The organism is Streptomyces sp. NBC_01276 (assembly GCF_041435355.1).
Lineage (GTDB): Bacteria > Actinomycetota > Actinomycetes > Streptomycetales > Streptomycetaceae > Streptomyces.
Genome location: NZ_CP108444.1, coordinates 429,392 through 443,004 on the forward strand (window position 1 = coordinate 429,392; position 13,613 = coordinate 443,004).

At 74.5% G+C, this 13,613-nt stretch carries 12 protein-coding genes; 1 reads left to right on the forward strand and 11 read right to left on the reverse strand.

Going from position 1 to position 13,613, the window contains the following annotated elements; genetic code table 11:
• Nucleotides 1-4: 4 nt before the first annotated feature.
• The 10 genes from OG295_RS41335 to OG295_RS41380 form a co-directional block, all read right to left on the reverse strand.
• On the reverse strand, nt 5-1,483 hold the full coding sequence (locus tag OG295_RS41335; protein WP_331733710.1) for an MFS transporter: 1,479 nt from the start codon (nt 1,481-1,483) through the stop codon (nt 5-7).
• Nucleotides 1,484-1,650: 167 nt separating this feature from the next.
• Entirely contained in the window at nt 1,651-4,020 is a 2,370-nt protein-coding gene (locus tag OG295_RS41340; protein WP_331733587.1) for an SDR family oxidoreductase, read from the reverse strand.
• 47 nt (nt 4,021-4,067) lie between these two features.
• Nucleotides 4,068-4,337, reverse strand: a complete 270-nt coding sequence (locus OG295_RS41345; protein ID WP_266845263.1) for an acyl carrier protein — start codon at nt 4,335-4,337, stop codon at nt 4,068-4,070.
• Between the two features lie 114 nt (nt 4,338-4,451).
• Nucleotides 4,452-5,666: a ketosynthase chain-length factor gene (locus tag OG295_RS41350; RefSeq protein ID WP_331733591.1), complete on the reverse strand. Its 1,215-nt coding sequence runs from the start codon at nt 5,664-5,666 to the stop codon at nt 4,452-4,454.
• Nucleotides 5,663-6,931 carry a beta-ketoacyl-[acyl-carrier-protein] synthase family protein gene (locus OG295_RS41355; protein ID WP_331733593.1) on the reverse strand — a complete coding sequence of 423 codons (1,269 nt, stop codon included), beginning with the start codon at nt 6,929-6,931 and terminating at the stop codon, nt 5,663-5,665. The genes OG295_RS41350 and OG295_RS41355 overlap by 4 nt, the downstream gene beginning before the upstream one ends.
• Before the next feature lie 37 nt (nt 6,932-6,968).
• Nucleotides 6,969-7,301, reverse strand: coding sequence for a TcmI family type II polyketide cyclase (locus tag OG295_RS41360; protein WP_266845268.1), 333 nt, complete (start codon nt 7,299-7,301; stop codon nt 6,969-6,971).
• Nucleotides 7,302-7,338: 37 nt separating this feature from the next.
• Nucleotides 7,339-7,986 (reverse strand): TetR/AcrR family transcriptional regulator C-terminal domain-containing protein, encoded by a 648-nt coding sequence (locus OG295_RS41365; protein WP_331733596.1) that lies wholly within the window; start codon nt 7,984-7,986, stop codon nt 7,339-7,341.
• Nucleotides 7,987-8,257: 271 nt separating this feature from the next.
• Nucleotides 8,258-9,724, reverse strand: a complete 1,467-nt coding sequence (locus OG295_RS41370; protein WP_331733598.1) for an FAD-dependent monooxygenase — start codon at nt 9,722-9,724, stop codon at nt 8,258-8,260.
• Nucleotides 9,725-9,921: 197 nt separating this feature from the next.
• The gene (locus tag OG295_RS41375) at nt 9,922-10,767 is read right to left on the reverse strand and encodes a hypothetical protein (RefSeq protein ID WP_331733600.1); all 846 of its coding nucleotides are present in this window, start codon (nt 10,765-10,767) and stop codon (nt 9,922-9,924) included.
• Nucleotides 10,768-10,834: 67 nt separating this feature from the next.
• A complete protein-coding gene (locus OG295_RS41380) occupies nt 10,835-11,605 on the reverse strand; it encodes a response regulator transcription factor (RefSeq protein ID WP_266845275.1) in 771 nt (256 codons plus the stop codon).
• Nucleotides 11,606-11,832: 227 nt separating this feature from the next.
• On the opposite strand from OG295_RS41380, the gene OG295_RS41385 reads away from it, so the two are divergent.
• Nucleotides 11,833-12,450, forward strand: a complete 618-nt coding sequence (locus OG295_RS41385) for a ScbR family autoregulator-binding transcription factor (RefSeq protein WP_331733604.1) — start codon at nt 11,833-11,835, stop codon at nt 12,448-12,450.
• 184 nt (nt 12,451-12,634) lie between these two features.
• On the opposite strand, the gene OG295_RS41390 is transcribed toward OG295_RS41385, so the two are convergent.
• Nucleotides 12,635-13,600 (reverse strand): aromatase/cyclase, encoded by a 966-nt coding sequence (locus OG295_RS41390; protein ID WP_371681555.1) that lies wholly within the window; start codon nt 13,598-13,600, stop codon nt 12,635-12,637.
• Nucleotides 13,601-13,613 lie beyond the last annotated feature (13 nt).

Below are 13,613 nucleotides of genomic sequence, written 5' to 3' on the forward strand. Positions count from 1 at the left end.
GTGTTCATAGTGCTTTCCGGGTCGGGACGGACGGGTGTCCCCGTCCGTCCGTGGTCGGGAGTGCCGGGTCGGGAAGACGAGGGGATCCCGGCACGGGAGGGTGACGGCCGCGCGCGGGCGCCAGCCCACCGAGGGCGACGCCCGCGCCGGCCAGGCCGACGAGGGTGACCAGCCAGAGTGCGGAGCCCCGGCCGGCCGCGTACAGCGCGGACGTCAGGGCCACGGTCAGGGCCGCCCCGAGCTGTACGCAGGTCTGGTAGAGCCCGCCCCCCGCCGCCTGGAGTCCGGGCGGGAGCGAAGCGGTGGCCTGGAGGTGCAGGGCGGTGAAGGCGAGCACGAACGCGACGCCCACGCAGGCGGTCGCGGGCAGCAGGTCGGTGTGGTGCACCGGCCCCCCGCCGGTGTGCGGGTAGAGGGCGTAGCCGAGCGGTGCGGCGGCCGCGCCCGCCGCGACGGCGCGGGCCGGGCCCAGCCGGGTGGCGATCCGCGCCGAGTGCAGGGCGCTCAGCGCGAGCGGTGCGGCGGCCGGAAGGAAGGCCACCGCGGTCTGCCAGGGGCTCCAGCCGGCCTCCCTCAGGTGGAGGGTGGCGATGAGCAGGAAGCCCACGTACGAGCCGTTGAGCGCGGCCGCCCCCAGCGCGGAGCGCAGCAGCGGCGCGTGCCGCAGCAGCGCGGTCCGCAGGAGCGGGCGCGCGGCGGTGCGTTCGGCCCGTACGAGGACGGTGGCGCACACCAGTGCCCCCGCGAACGCGAGGGCCGCGCGGTGCCGTTGCCCGGCCGGAGCGCCGAGGCCGCTGAGTCCGTCCACCAGCAGCAGGACGGTCGCGGTCAGTGCGAGCGCGGCGGTCACCGCCCGCCACCGGTCCCCGGCGGCCGGGCGGGGACCGGGCCGGTCCCGGGGTACGAGCACCAGGCCGACCGCGAACAGCAGCAGGGCGACGGGGGCCGGGAACGCGAAGGTCCAGCGCCAGCCGGAGCCGGTGAGCAGCCCCGACAGGAGCAGGCCGGCGCAGAACCCGGCGGCGCCGAAGAAGGAGTAGAGGGACACGGCCCGGCGGCGGGCCGGGCCGTCGGGGACGGCCGCCATGACGATGGCCAGGCCCGTGGGGGCGGTCAGCGCCACGCAGCCGCCCTTGACCACGCGGGTGACGGTCAGCAGGGCCGCGCTGTCGGTCAGCGCGCCCCCGAGGGAGGCGGCGGCGAAGACGAGGAGCGCGGCGAGGAAGACCGGGCGGCGGCCGAGGTGTTCGACGAGCCGGCCGCCGAGCAGCAGGAGCCCGCCGAAGCCCGCGGCGAACCCGCTGACGAGCCACTGCAGTTGGGGGACGGACAGTCCGAGGTCGGCGCCGACGGACGGCAGCGCCACCAGGGTCGCGGACACCTCCAATGCGTCGACCAGCATGTTCGCGGCGAGTACGGACACCAGGGCCGACCGGGCCCGGGGCCGCTCGCCGACGGGCGGGGTTCTCGTCGGGTACTGCATGCTCACGTTTCGCCAGACGGTGGATACGGAGGACTCGGGAACCGCGGGAGCCATGGGCGCCACGGGAAAGGGGAGGCGGGCCGCCGGGGAGGGATCCCCGGCGGCCCGCCCCGTCGCCGGCGCGGCGCGGGGTTGCGCCGGCGGTCTTCGGGCCGACGGCGTCCGGCTCAGCCGAGCAGGGTGCCGCCGGTGGCGTCGACGAAGGAGCCGGTGATCCAGCGGGCCTCGTCGGTGGCGAGGAAGGCCACCACGTCGGCGACGTCATCGGGCTCGCCGACACGGTTGAAGGTGGACAGCGCCGCCATCTGTTCGACGGCTTCGGGGACGTCGAAGACCGGGTTGCCGTTGCGCGTGATGCCCGGCGCCACCGAGTTGATGGTGATGCCGCGCGGGCCGAGGGCCTTCGCGAAGTGCAGGGCGAGCTGTTCGAGGGCTCCCTTGCTCATCGCGTAGGCGATCTCGTCCGGGTTGGCGAACCGGGTCAGGCCGGAGGAGATGTTGATGATCCGGCCGCCGTCGGGCATGTTCCGCAGCGCCCGCTGGATCAGGAAGAACGGGGCCTTCGCGTTGACCGCGAAGATCCGGTCGAACTGGTCGGGGGTGATCGCGTCCGGTCCGACCCCGCCCATCACCCCGGCGTTGTTGACCAGGATGTGCAGGTCGGTGCTGCCGGTGCGGTCCAGCAGGTCCTGTTCCAGGAGGGCGAACAGCCCGTCCACGTCCCCGGGGACCCCGAGTTCGGCCCGTACCGCGAAGGCGCGGCCGCCGTCGCGTTCGACCGAGGCGACGACCTCCCGGGCGGCCTCCCCGTCGCTGGTGTAGTGGACGGCCACGAGCGCGCCCTCCTCGGCCAGCCGGATCGCGGCCGCCCGGCCCATGCCCCGGCTCGATCCCGTGACCAGGGCCGTCCTGCCCGCGAGGCGCTCCATGCCGTTGCTCCGTTCCCGTACCGGCGCCGCCGTCGGCGCGACCTTGACCGGGTCCCGGCGGGCGGGGCGGTGCGGGGTCCGCGCCGGTTCCGCCCCGAACCACCGTTCCAGGGCGGCCGTCAGGGCGGTGTCACCCGTCCCGGCCGCGTCCGTCCCGTCGGCGCCCGGCCCGGTGTCCGACCAGACCACGTGCCCGTCGGGCCGGACCAGCAGGGCGACACCGCCGGGCAGGTCCCGCCCGTCCGCCGCCGGGGCGGACGCGGCCGTCGCGACGCGCACCCGGCCCGCCCAGGGCCCCGCGGCCGCGCGCAGCCGCGCCCCGAGGGCCTCCTCGCCCGGCGCCAGCAGCAGCAGCCCCTGGCCCTGGCGCAGCAGCTCCGCGGTGGTGGTGGCCCCCTCTTCCCCGACGAGGTCGACGGGGGGCAGCCGCAGCCCGAGCAGCGGGCCGTCGCCCGGGCCGACCTCGTAGCGGACGTCGAGGCCCGAGATCATCCCGGCCAGGTGGGTGCGGACGTCCTCGTGACCGGTCAGTTCCGCGAACACCTCGCGGACCGCGTCGACCTCGGGTCCGCCCAGCAGCAGCAGCGCCTGTGTCCTGATGTTGCCCTGCACGGCCCGCCCGACAGCGTGCCGTTCCTCGTGGTAGCTGTCGAGGAGTGCCTCGCCGCCATGGCCCGTGACCGCGGCGGCCAGCTTCCAGCCCAGGTTGAAGGCGTCCTGGAGCCCGAGGTTGAGGGCCTGGCCGCCGACGGGCATCTGCTGGTGCGCCGCGTCCCCCGCGAGGAAGAGCCGGCCCCGGCGGTACCGGGCGGCCTGGCGGGAGGCGTCGTCGAAGGAGTTCACCCACAGCGGGGTGCCCGCGCCGATGTCCTCGCCGGTGATGCGCTTCCAGGTGTCGGCGACCTCCTCGAAGGAGGGGGCCGAGCCCCGGGGCCGCGCCCCGAACTCGTGCACCATCACCCGGGTCACCCCGTCGGGGCGGCGGGCCGCGACGACGAGTCCGCCCTCCAGCCGTTCGAAGCGGCGGGCGGGGACGTCGATGCCCGTCACGTCGGCCCGCAGCAGCTCGCGCCCGGCGTCGGTGCCCGGGAACTCGAAGCCGCCCAGCCGGCGCACGGCGCTGTTCTCGCCGTCGCAGCCGACCGCGTACGCGGCCCGGAAGGCCAGGGCCGTGCCGTCGGGGCCGCGCACCTCGGCGAGGACCCCGTCGCCGGTGTCGGACAGCCCGGTCAGCTCGTGGCCGCGCCGCACGTCCGCGCCCAGGTCGGCGGCCCACTGCCCGAGCAGTTCCTCCAGCCGGGCCTGCGGGACCTTCCACTGCCCGGGGTGGGGGCCCGGCAGGCCGAGGCCGAAGGGGATCCCCCCGAAGTGGCCGGCCTCCTCGCCCGGTACGTCACCCAGGGCGTCCAGGAGACCCCGGCTGTCGAGGATCTCCATGGTGCGGGCGTGCAGGGTGGAGGCCCTGGATTCGGTGGTCGGCGCGGCGAGCCGGTCGAGGACCACCACGTCCGCGCCCGCGAGCCGGAGTTCCCCGGCGAGCAGCAGACCGACAGGGCCCGCGCCGACCACGATCACCTGGGATTCGGTGCAGTCCTGCTCGATGGCCATGGGCGTACTCCCTCTCTTGGGCCAGGCTGTACTGGGGACGGTCCGCGTCAGGCGCTGACGAGGGCCCGGAGGCTCTCGTTGACGGCCTCGACGAGCGAACGGGGGGTGCTGTGGTCGGAGAAGACGTCGTCGTCGAGGGTGATGCCGAACTCGCGCTCGATCCGCCCGCCCGTCTCCAGGAGGGCCAGCGACTCGTAGCCCAGCGACTCGAAGTCGGTGTCGAGGATGGGGCCGCCGAGGTCGACGCCCTCGTCGGCGCCCGCGCCCTCCAGGAGGATGCGCTTGAGGTCGTCGAAGGTGAACTGCTGCTTGGACACGGAGGGTCCCTTCATCGGTCTTCCGCGGCCGGCCAGTCGCGGCCGCGGGGTACGGGGAGCTCCCGTCCGGGCCGGACGGGGGCGGGGTGGGCGGACGCCGGTGGGCGGCGTCCGTCAGTCGACGGAACGCAGCACGACCGCGGAGTTGAAGCCGCCGCGGCCGCGGGCGAGGACCAGCGCGGTCTCCACGGAGGCGGTGCGGGGCGACGCCGTGACCAGGTCGATGTCGTAGGCGGCGGACAGGGTGACGTTGGTGGTCGGAGGGATGAGCCCCTCGCGCATGGCCAGGAGCGCCGCGGCCACGTCGACCATCCCCGCACCGGAGTTCAGCCGGCCGGTCATCGTCTTGGGCGCGGTGACCGGCACCCCCCGGGGCCCGAAGACGGCCGTGATGGCCTCGGCCTCCTCCCTGTCGAGGCGGGGGGTGCCGGCGGCGTCGGCGAAGACCACGTCGACCTCGACGGGGTGGACACCCGCGTCGGCGAGGGCCGCGTCGATGGCCCGGCGCAGACCGGGCTCGCGTCCGCTGCCCGGGCGGGGGTCGAGGGTGGAGGCGTGCCCGGCGAGTTCTCCGTGGATGGTGCGGGCCCCGCGGGCGCGGGCGCCGTCCTCGTCCTCCAGGATCAGCAGGGCCCCGCCCTCGCCCGGTACGTAGCCGGCGGCCGCCTCGTCGAAGGGCAGGTAGGCGCGCTCGGGTTCGGCGACGGTGGAGACGAGTCCGCCGGCCAGGTGCGCGGCCCAGCCCAGGGAGCAGAGGGAGGAGTCGAACCCGCCGGCGGCGATCAGCCGGGTGCCCTTGCGGAGCTGGCGCCGGGCGTGGGCGAGGGCGTCGAGCCCGCCCGACTGTTCGCCGACGACGACGCCGGCGGGGCCGCGCAGGTCGTGGCGGACGGAGATCTGCCCGCTGTTGACGGCGTAGAACCAGGCGAAGGACTGGTAGGCGCTGACGTGTTTGGCGCCGCGGCTCCAGAGGTTGTGCAGCTCCCGCTCGCCGAACTCCATGCCCCCGGAACCGGCCGCGGTGACCACGCCCATGTCGCAGGGGTGGATGTCCCCCGGTGCCAGGCCCGCGTCGGCGAAGGCGCAGTCTGCGGCGACGAGGGCGAGCTGGGTGACCCGGTCGGTCTGCGGGACGAGGCGTCCCGGCAGGTGCTCGGCGGGGTCGAAGCCGTGGATCTCCCCGGCCAGCCGGGCGGGGTAGGAGGAGGCGTCGAAGCGGGTCACGGGCGCGATGGCGTTCTTGCCGACCCGGGTCGCCGCCCAGAAGTCCTCCACCCCGAGCCCGCTGGGGGCGGCCACTCCGATACCGGTGACCAGGGTCCTGCTCATGCGGTCCTCCTGTCGGGGCGGGCCAGCACCATCGCGCTCTGGAACCCGCCGAACCCGCTGCCGACGGTCAGGACGGCATCGGTACGGTGATCCCGGGCGACGAGCGGAACGTAGTCGAGGTCGCACTCGGGGTCCCGGGTGCGCAGGTTGGCGGTGGGCGGCACCACGTGGTGCTCCATCGCGAGGACGGACGCGGCGATCTCCATGGAGCCGATGGAGCCGAGCGAGTGCCCGATCATCGACTTCACCGAGCTGATCGGGGTCCGGTAGGCGTGCCGGCCGAGGGCCAGCTTGTACGCGGCGGTCTCGTGGCGGTCGTTCTGCCGGGTGCCGGAGCCGTGCGCGTTGACGTAGTCGAGGTCGGAGGGGCAGAGCCGGGCCTCGTCGAGCGCCACCGTGACGGCCTCCGCCAGTTCGCGGCCGTCGGGGCGCAGCCCGGTCATGTGGTGGGCACTGGACCGGGAGGCGTGGCCGGCGATCTCGGCGTAGAGGTGCGCGCCGCGCCGACGGGCGCTCTCCAGCTCCTCCAGGACGAAGACGGCCGCGCCCTCGCCGAGGACGAACCCCTTGCGGGTGGCGTCGAAGGGCCGGGAGGCGGCTTCGGGCCGGTCGTCGTAGGAGGTCGTGGCCTTGACCGCGTCGAAGGCCGCCAGGATGAGCGGGGTGATCGGGGCGTCGGTGGCTCCGGTGACCATGATGTCGGCGACGCCCTCGCGGATCAGGTCGGCCGCGTGGGCGACGGCGTCGATCCCGGAGGTGCAGCCGGTGGAGACCACCGTGGCCGGTCCCTCGGCCGCGGCGGCCCAGGCCAGTTCGGCCGCGAAGGAACTGGGCACGAACTGTTCGTACAGGTGCTCCGGCGCCCGGGTGTGGTCGACCTGGGCGAGGCGGCCGTCGTCGCCGGCCACCCGGTAGGCGCGGTCGAGTCCGCCGATCGCGCCGACGGCGGTGCCGACGCTGACCCCGGTGCGGTGGGGGTCGAGCGCGGCGAGGTCGAGGCCGCTGTCGGCGAGCGCCTCGCGCGCCGCGACCACGCCGAACTGGGCGGCCCGGTCCATGCGGTGGACCTCCTGCGGGGTCAGCCCGTGCAGGAGCGGGTCGAAGTCGGCCTCGGCGGCCACCTTGGTCCGGAAGCCGGAGGGGTCGAAGCGGGTGATCCCGCGCGTCGCCGTGCGCCCCGAACTGAGCAGGCTCCAGAAATCGCGGGTGCCGATTCCTCCCGGCGCCAGCACCCCGAGCCCCGTGATCACTACCCGGCGAGCCACCGGTGCGGCCCTCCCCTCGTGTCGGCCCGGCCGGTGCTCACTCGGACGCCGACCAGTCGTAGAAGCGGGTGGCCATGGCGTCGGCGGGGGTCCGCCAGGTGGCCGGGTCGTAGGGCTGGATGAAGGGCAGCAGGTCGTGGCTGATCCTCATGAAGCGCGGGTCCGTACGGGATTCCTGGATGCGTCGGCCGCCGTCGTCGTCGGCGAAGTCCTGGAGGTGGAAGTAGAGGCCCTTGTACATGAACAGGCGACGGCGCAGGGTGCCCATCCGTTCCGGCATGTCCGTCTTGTCGAACTCGGAGAAGAGACGGGTCACTTGGTCCTTCGACATGCTGTCCATCCGCGCCACGATCAGGTTGCTGTGCTGCATGCGTTGTCTCTCTCTTCCGTGAGGGGAGGGCGGGGGGTCAGGCGTGGTACAGGCGGATGAAGTCGGCGACGCCGTCCGCGATCAGCGCGTCGGCTTCCTCCTGGGGCACCGGCAGCGCGCCCAGGAAGGAGCGCTGGACGACGGTGGAGGGGACCAGCAGGATGAACCGTTCCGCCGCCTGGTCCGCGTCGGGGATGTCGAGCAGGCCGCGGACCGCCAGGCGCCGCAGCCGCTGGGCCAGTTCGCGACGGGCCTGCCGGGGACCCGCCGCCTGCCACTTCTCGACGGCCTCGGTCGGCAGCCGGGTGACCTCGGCGCTGATGTGCCGGACGATGGCGAAGTGCTCGCGGAAGGCCTCCAGCGGCGCGAGCCAGGCCCGGCCGAGGGCGATGAGGTCCGCTTCGAGGTCGGTGATCTCTTCGAGGTAGCTGTCGGCGACGGCCGCGAGGGCCGCCGCCACGGAGGCGGAGCTGTCCAGCAGCACGCCCAGCAGCAGCTGCTCGTGGTCGGGGAAGTGCTGCGCGACGGTGTCCGTCAGCACGCCCGCCTCGGCCGCGGTGGCCCCGGCGGTGCAGCGCGTCCAGCCCTCGCGGGCCAGGACCGTACGGGCGGCCCGGACGATCTCACGGCGTTCCCCGGCCGGTCCGGACGGGGCGCGCTCGATGGTTGCCAGGGGCGTTGCCATGGTGGTGGTCTCTCCTCGTGAGGTGCTCGGGGATGCGCGTGCGGTGCTCTTGGTGTGCTCGTCCGCGGGCAGCCGGACGCGCCGCTCCCCCGGACCGGCGCGATGGCCGTCGGGACGCGGGCGGTCGGGCTACGGCCGTCGGGCTCGGGCGGTCGGGCTACGGCGGTCGGGCTCGGGCCGTTGGGCTACGGCCGTCGGGCTCGGGCCGTCGGGCTACGGCCGTCTGGCTCGGGCCGTCGGGCGCGCGGCGCTCAGGGTCGGCCGGCGGGCCTCATGCGGGGCCGAACCAGCGCTCCAGGGCCATCGGCAGGTCGTGGTGGCTGCCGGGCGCGGCCCAGGCCACGTACCCGTCGGGCCGGACCAGCAGTGCGGTGGTGTCGTCCGGCAGCTCGCCCCCGGGCGGGCCGACGGGGCGGGCGGTGACGGTGTCCACCCGGTCGCCCCAGGCGGCGGCGCGCTGGCGCAGCCGCGGGTTGTCGGCCAGGTCGAGCAGAACGCCCCGGGCGGGACGCAGCAGCGCGGTGGCGGAGGTCCGCCCGCCGGGCCCGTCCAGTTCCAGTCCGGGCATCCGGCGGCCGAGCAGCGGGTGGCCGCCCCTGCCGACGTCGTAGGTGATCTCCAGTCCGGTCACCATGGCCGCGAGGTGGCGGGCCACGTCCTCGTAAGCCATGAGCTCGCGCAGGGAGTCGCGCAGCGGCTGCACCTCGGCGCCGCTCAGGAACAGCAGCCCCTGGGCCCGGGTGTTCATGAGCAGCCGCCTGCCGACCGGGTGCCGTTCCCCGTGGTAGGTGTCGAGCAGGGCGAGCGGCGCCCGGCCCCGGACCACGGAGGCCAGCTTCCAGCCGAGGTTGACCGCGTCCTGGATGCCGGTGTTCATGCCCTGCCCGCCCGCGGGCAGGTGGATGTGCGCGGCGTCGCCCGCCAGCAGTACGCGGCCGCGCCGGTACTCGGTGACCTGCCGGGCCGCGTCTCCGAAGGCACTCACCCACACCGGCTCGGCGGCCGAGATGTCCTCGCCGGTCAGCCGCTGCCAGGCGGCGGCGACCTCCTCGAAGGACGGCGGGGCCTCGCGCCGCCGCGGCGGGGTGCCGCGTTCGCAGACGACGATGCGGGTGGTGCCGCCGGGCAGCGGGCCGACCATCACCATGCCGCCGGGCAGGGTCTCGCCGATCATGCGGGGCTTGAGCTCGATGCCCTTGATGTCGGCGAGGTACATCTCCATGGTGGCGGCCGTGCCGGGGAAGTCGAAGCCGGCCGCCTTGCGCACGGTGCTGCGCCCGCCGTCGCAGCCCACCAGCCAGGCCGCGCGCAGGGTGTGGACCCCGTCCGGCCCGCGCACCTCGACCTCGACGCCGTCCTCGTCCTCGCGCAGCGCGAGCACCTCGTGGCCGCGCCGGATGTCGGCGCCCAGGCCCGTGGCCCATTCCTCCAGGTGCGTTTCGGTGACGGACTGCGGAACGGTCTTGGCCGCCTGGCAGGCTCCGTCGAGGACGCCGAAGTCGAGGGGCAGGCCACCGAAGTGGCCGAGGGTGCTGCGTTCGATGTCGCCGAAGCGCGCGAGGATGCCGCGCTGGTCGAAGGTCTCCAGCGTGCGCGCGGTGAAGCCGAGGCCGCGCGATTCGCCCGTGCGGCGCTCCAGGCGCTCCAGGACCACGACGGCGACTCCCGCCAGCCGCAGTTCGCCCGCGAGCATCATGCCCGCGGGGCCCGCGCCGACGACGATGACCGGTGCGTCCATCACGACTCCTTGAATTCGCCTCCGGAGACAGTGCACCGGATCTTGACTACAAGGTTCTTCGGACGCGAGCGGCCGTTCAATGGTGCTGGATTCAGGACTCGGTCAGGTTCCACAAGGGCCGGTCCGGTGGGTCGGAGAACGGCCAAGGGAATGTCAAGACCAGGTCAGACCGCTCCGTCCGGCCGGTGGGACGTGACTCAGGTGCGGGCCGCGGCGCGGCGGTCGAAGCAGGCGCGGACGTCGCTCTCGCTGTAGTACGTACGGCCCGCGCGGTTGCGCCGGCGCCACCGCTCCTCGCTCGCCAGCCGGTACACGGTGCCCGTCGGGGTGTGCCACAGCTGCGCGATGTCGCCGGCGGTGAGCCAGCGTTCGGTGGCCGGCGCGGCGGCGCCGGGCGCCCGCCCGGCCTCCATGGAGTCGCTCAGCTCGCTCCACCGGTCGCTGGTCCAGCGGTGGGCCGGGTCGGTGTCGCACACGACCGCCCGGCCGGCGGTCCGGTCCGCGTCGCGGACGGACAGGGCCAGGGCTCCGGGGCAGCCGGCCTCGGGGCAGTCGCCGAGGCGGAAGGTGCGGGCCGGGTCGGGGAAGGCGGCGCGGCGTCCGGACCGGACCAGGCGGGCGATCTCCTCGGAGGCCTCCGCGGCCGCCGGGTGGGCGGCGATCCAGTCGGCGTTGCGCTGCAGGAAGGCGGTCAGGGCGGCGACGGTGCGCGGCGGTGCGGGGAACCCGCGCTCCTGTGCGACGAGTCCGCCCCAGGAGCCGAGCACGGAGACCATCCGGGCCCGTACGTCGGCCGCGGCCCCGTTGAAGGGGAGTCCGGGCAGCTCGCCGCCGGTCGTCCGCTCGCGCAGGCTGCCGGGGGTCATCCCGCCGAGGACGCGCCCGCACTCCTCGTACAGGTGCGCCAGTTCGCCGAGGCCCGCCGAGAGGTGGTCCCGGCAGGTCCGGCACAGCCGGCTGCCCCGGACCGTACGCCGGCGGGGGCGTCCGTCGGCTCCGGCGCCGCGGCAGCCCTCCCCGTGACACAGTGCCGTGACCGTCATGTCGTTCCCCCCTCGGCTCGTTGCGGTGGTCTGCGTGCTCCCGCGCGGGTGCGCGGGGCGGGCGGCTTCAGCCCTGGCCGAACCGGAAGCCGACGCCGCGGATGGTGATGATCCATCCGGCGCCTATCTTGTTGCGCAGGGTGCTCACGTGCGTGTCCACGGTCCGGCGGGACCAGGAGTCGCCCCACACCTGCTGCATCAGCATCTTGCGGGGGATGACGGTGTCGGGATGGGACGCGAGGAGGTAGAGCATGTCGAACTCCTTGCGGGTGGTCTCGACGGGCACCCCGTCCAGCGTCACCTCGCGCGTCCCCGAGTCGATCCGCAGCGGACCACGGGTGATGGTGGCGGCGACGGGCCGGGTGGGGCGCGCCCGGCGCATGACGGCCTCCATGCGGGCCATCAGTTCGCGGAATCCGTAGGGCTTGGCCAGGTAGTCGTCCGCGCCCGCCTGGAGGCCGAGGACCCGGTCGAGTTCGCTGCCCCGGGCGGTGACCGCTATCAGGGGGATCTCGTGGGCGGCGCGGATGCCCCGGCAGACCTCCAAGCCGTCCAGGTCGGGCAGTTCCAGGTCGAGGAGCACCAGGTCGGCGTCAACGTAGCTGCGCAGCGCCTCGCCACCGGTACCCACGATGTCGACCTCGTGCCCGTGCCGGCGCAGACCGCGCGCCAGCGTCTCGGCCTCGGCCGAGTTGCTCTCCACGATGAGGATCCGCCACAGCGCCGACTGCGTCGGCGTGTGCTGCGGTGTTCTCGGGCCTTCGGCCGGTGAGAAACCGCCGTTCGCTCCCGCGGCGACTGTGTGAGGTTCCAGCACAGCCATGGTCCGCTGGTTCATCTGCCCCCCTCCCTCAAGCTCGGTTGGGTCAACGTCAAGAAGATACAAACCGCTGCGTCGGTTTGTCAAAGCCCACAAAACATGGCCAGGCTCTCGATAAAAGGGTTAAATCGGGCCATCAGTAGGCGAAAAACCACGTTGATCAGGCCATCCGGAGGGACCCACACCCGCTTCCAATACCAACGGGACGGTTTAATAATAGAAGGAAACTGATACAGGAGCTATGCGTGATCAAACAAGAACGCGCTGTCCGCACCCGCCGCGCACTGATCGAATCGGCGGCCAGGGTGTTCGGACGGCGCGGGTACGCAGAGGCGACGCTGAGCATGATCAGCGTCGGAGCCGGAGTCAGCCCGGGCGCGCTGCACTTCCACTTCGAGAACAAGGCCGCGATCGCGGCGGCCGTCGAGGCGGCTGCCGCGCGGGCACTGCGCGCTGCGGCCCGGGAGGTGTACGCGCGGCGCACTTCGGCCCTCCAGGCCCTGGCGGACAGCTCCCACGCCCTCGCCGGGCTGCTCCTGTCCGACGTGGTGGCACGGGCCGGCTTCCAGCTCAGCCGGGAGCCCACCTACCCGTCGTCGTTCGCCCTGCCCGGGGAGTGGCACGAGTACGTCCACCGGCTGCTGACGGAGGCGGCGCACGAGGACTCCCTGCTGCCCGGCCTCAACCGCCAGAGCGTCACCACGACGGTGGTGGCCGCCACGCTCGGCTTCGAGGTGCTCGGCCGGGACGACGCCCAGTGGCTCGCCCCGCGCACGCTGGCCGGGTTCTGGCGGGTGGTCATGCCCTGTCTGGCGACCCCGGCCACCCTGCGCGCCCTGGGTGCCGCCGGCCGCGGCTCCTGACGCGCCGGGGCGGCCCCCGCCCCAACGGCGGCCCCCGCCCCGCCACGGCGGCCGCCGACCGCCGCGACCGACACCGGAACGGCCCCTGGCCCGTACCCCCGCGATCGGGGGTACGGGCCAGGGGCCGGGTCCTGTCCGCCCGCGCCCGCCCTGCCGGGAGGCCAGGGTCGGCCGCCCGGCCCGCTCACACCGGCCGCAGGCTCCTGACCGACTCCCTGGCGTACTGCTGCGCGGGCTCCAGGGTGGCCAGGCTCTCGCGGCCCAGCACCTCCCGCACGTACCGGCCCGCCCGCGCGGGGTCCGCGCCGGGTCCCAGCATCCGCTCGACCGCGCCCGCGTCCAGCAGGACGTCGTGCCGGCACACCACGGTGACCCCCGTGGCGTCCGGCTCGACGGACCACTCCCCGGCGTGCGCGGCCAGCAGGGGGTGCGGCCGGGTGCGCTTGAAGACGATGCGGCCGGCCGCCGGGAAGCACACCCGCACCTCCTCGGTGGTGTACGCGGAGCCGTCGTCGGCCAGGTTGACCAGGCGGGTGCGCTGCACCCCCGGGCGGTCCTCCGTGACGTCGGCGCCCACGACGTGCGCGACCCGGCCGGGCCAGGAGCCCACCCGGTAGAGGAACTCGTGGACGGGTTCGGCCGGTCCCGGGATCCGCACCGAGTCCTCGAAGGACAGCAGCAGCCCGTCGATCCTCTGCCAGCGCTCCGCGAGGGCGGCCAGTCGGCCGAGCACACCGCGGGCTTCGGCCTGTGCGGACGCGAGCACGCGCGCGACATCCGCCGTCCGGTTCCCGGCGACGGTGATGTCCTGCTCCAGCGACAGCCGCGACCAGCCCGGAGCAAGCTCCTCCACGCTCCACGAGCCGCCGGAGGTGGTCACGGGGTCGGCCGGACGCTCCTGGCGGAAGCCGACGCGCCGGTGGTGCGCGTCCAGGGTCCGCCGCCACAGCGACGGCCGCGCGGTCCCGTCCGCGATCGCCCACTGGGCGTACCGGTCCGTGGTGCCGTCGAACTCAAGCCTCTCCACGTGCACGGTGTCCGGCAGGAACAGCGGCCAAGGCGCCGTGTCGGCCACCACGTTGTACAGGACCCCGGCCGGTGCGGCCGCGTCGACCGCGTGTGACATCCGGTGTACTCGCTCGACAGACATCAGACACCTCTCT

Coding starts and splice junctions, on each gene's coding strand:
- OG295_RS41335 (WP_331733710.1), bottom strand. CDS start 1,483: ATGCAGTACCCGACGAGAACCCCGCCCGTCGGCGAGCGGCCCCGGGCC.
- OG295_RS41340 (WP_331733587.1), bottom strand. CDS start 4,020: ATGGCCATCGAGCAGGACTGCACCGAATCCCAGGTGATCGTGGTCGGC.
- OG295_RS41350 (WP_331733591.1), bottom strand. CDS start 5,666: ATGAGCAGGACCCTGGTCACCGGTATCGGAGTGGCCGCCCCCAGCGGG.
- OG295_RS41360 (WP_266845268.1), bottom strand. CDS start 7,301: ATGCAGCACAGCAACCTGATCGTGGCGCGGATGGACAGCATGTCGAAG.
- OG295_RS41365 (WP_331733596.1), bottom strand. CDS start 7,986: ATGGCAACGCCCCTGGCAACCATCGAGCGCGCCCCGTCCGGACCGGCC.
- OG295_RS41370 (WP_331733598.1), bottom strand. CDS start 9,724: ATGGACGCACCGGTCATCGTCGTCGGCGCGGGCCCCGCGGGCATGATG.
- OG295_RS41375 (WP_331733600.1), bottom strand. CDS start 10,767: ATGACGGTCACGGCACTGTGTCACGGGGAGGGCTGCCGCGGCGCCGGA.
- OG295_RS41380 (WP_266845275.1), bottom strand. CDS start 11,605: ATGAACCAGCGGACCATGGCTGTGCTGGAACCTCACACAGTCGCCGCG.
- OG295_RS41390 (WP_371681555.1), bottom strand. CDS start 13,600: ATGTCTGTCGAGCGAGTACACCGGATGTCACACGCGGTCGACGCGGCC.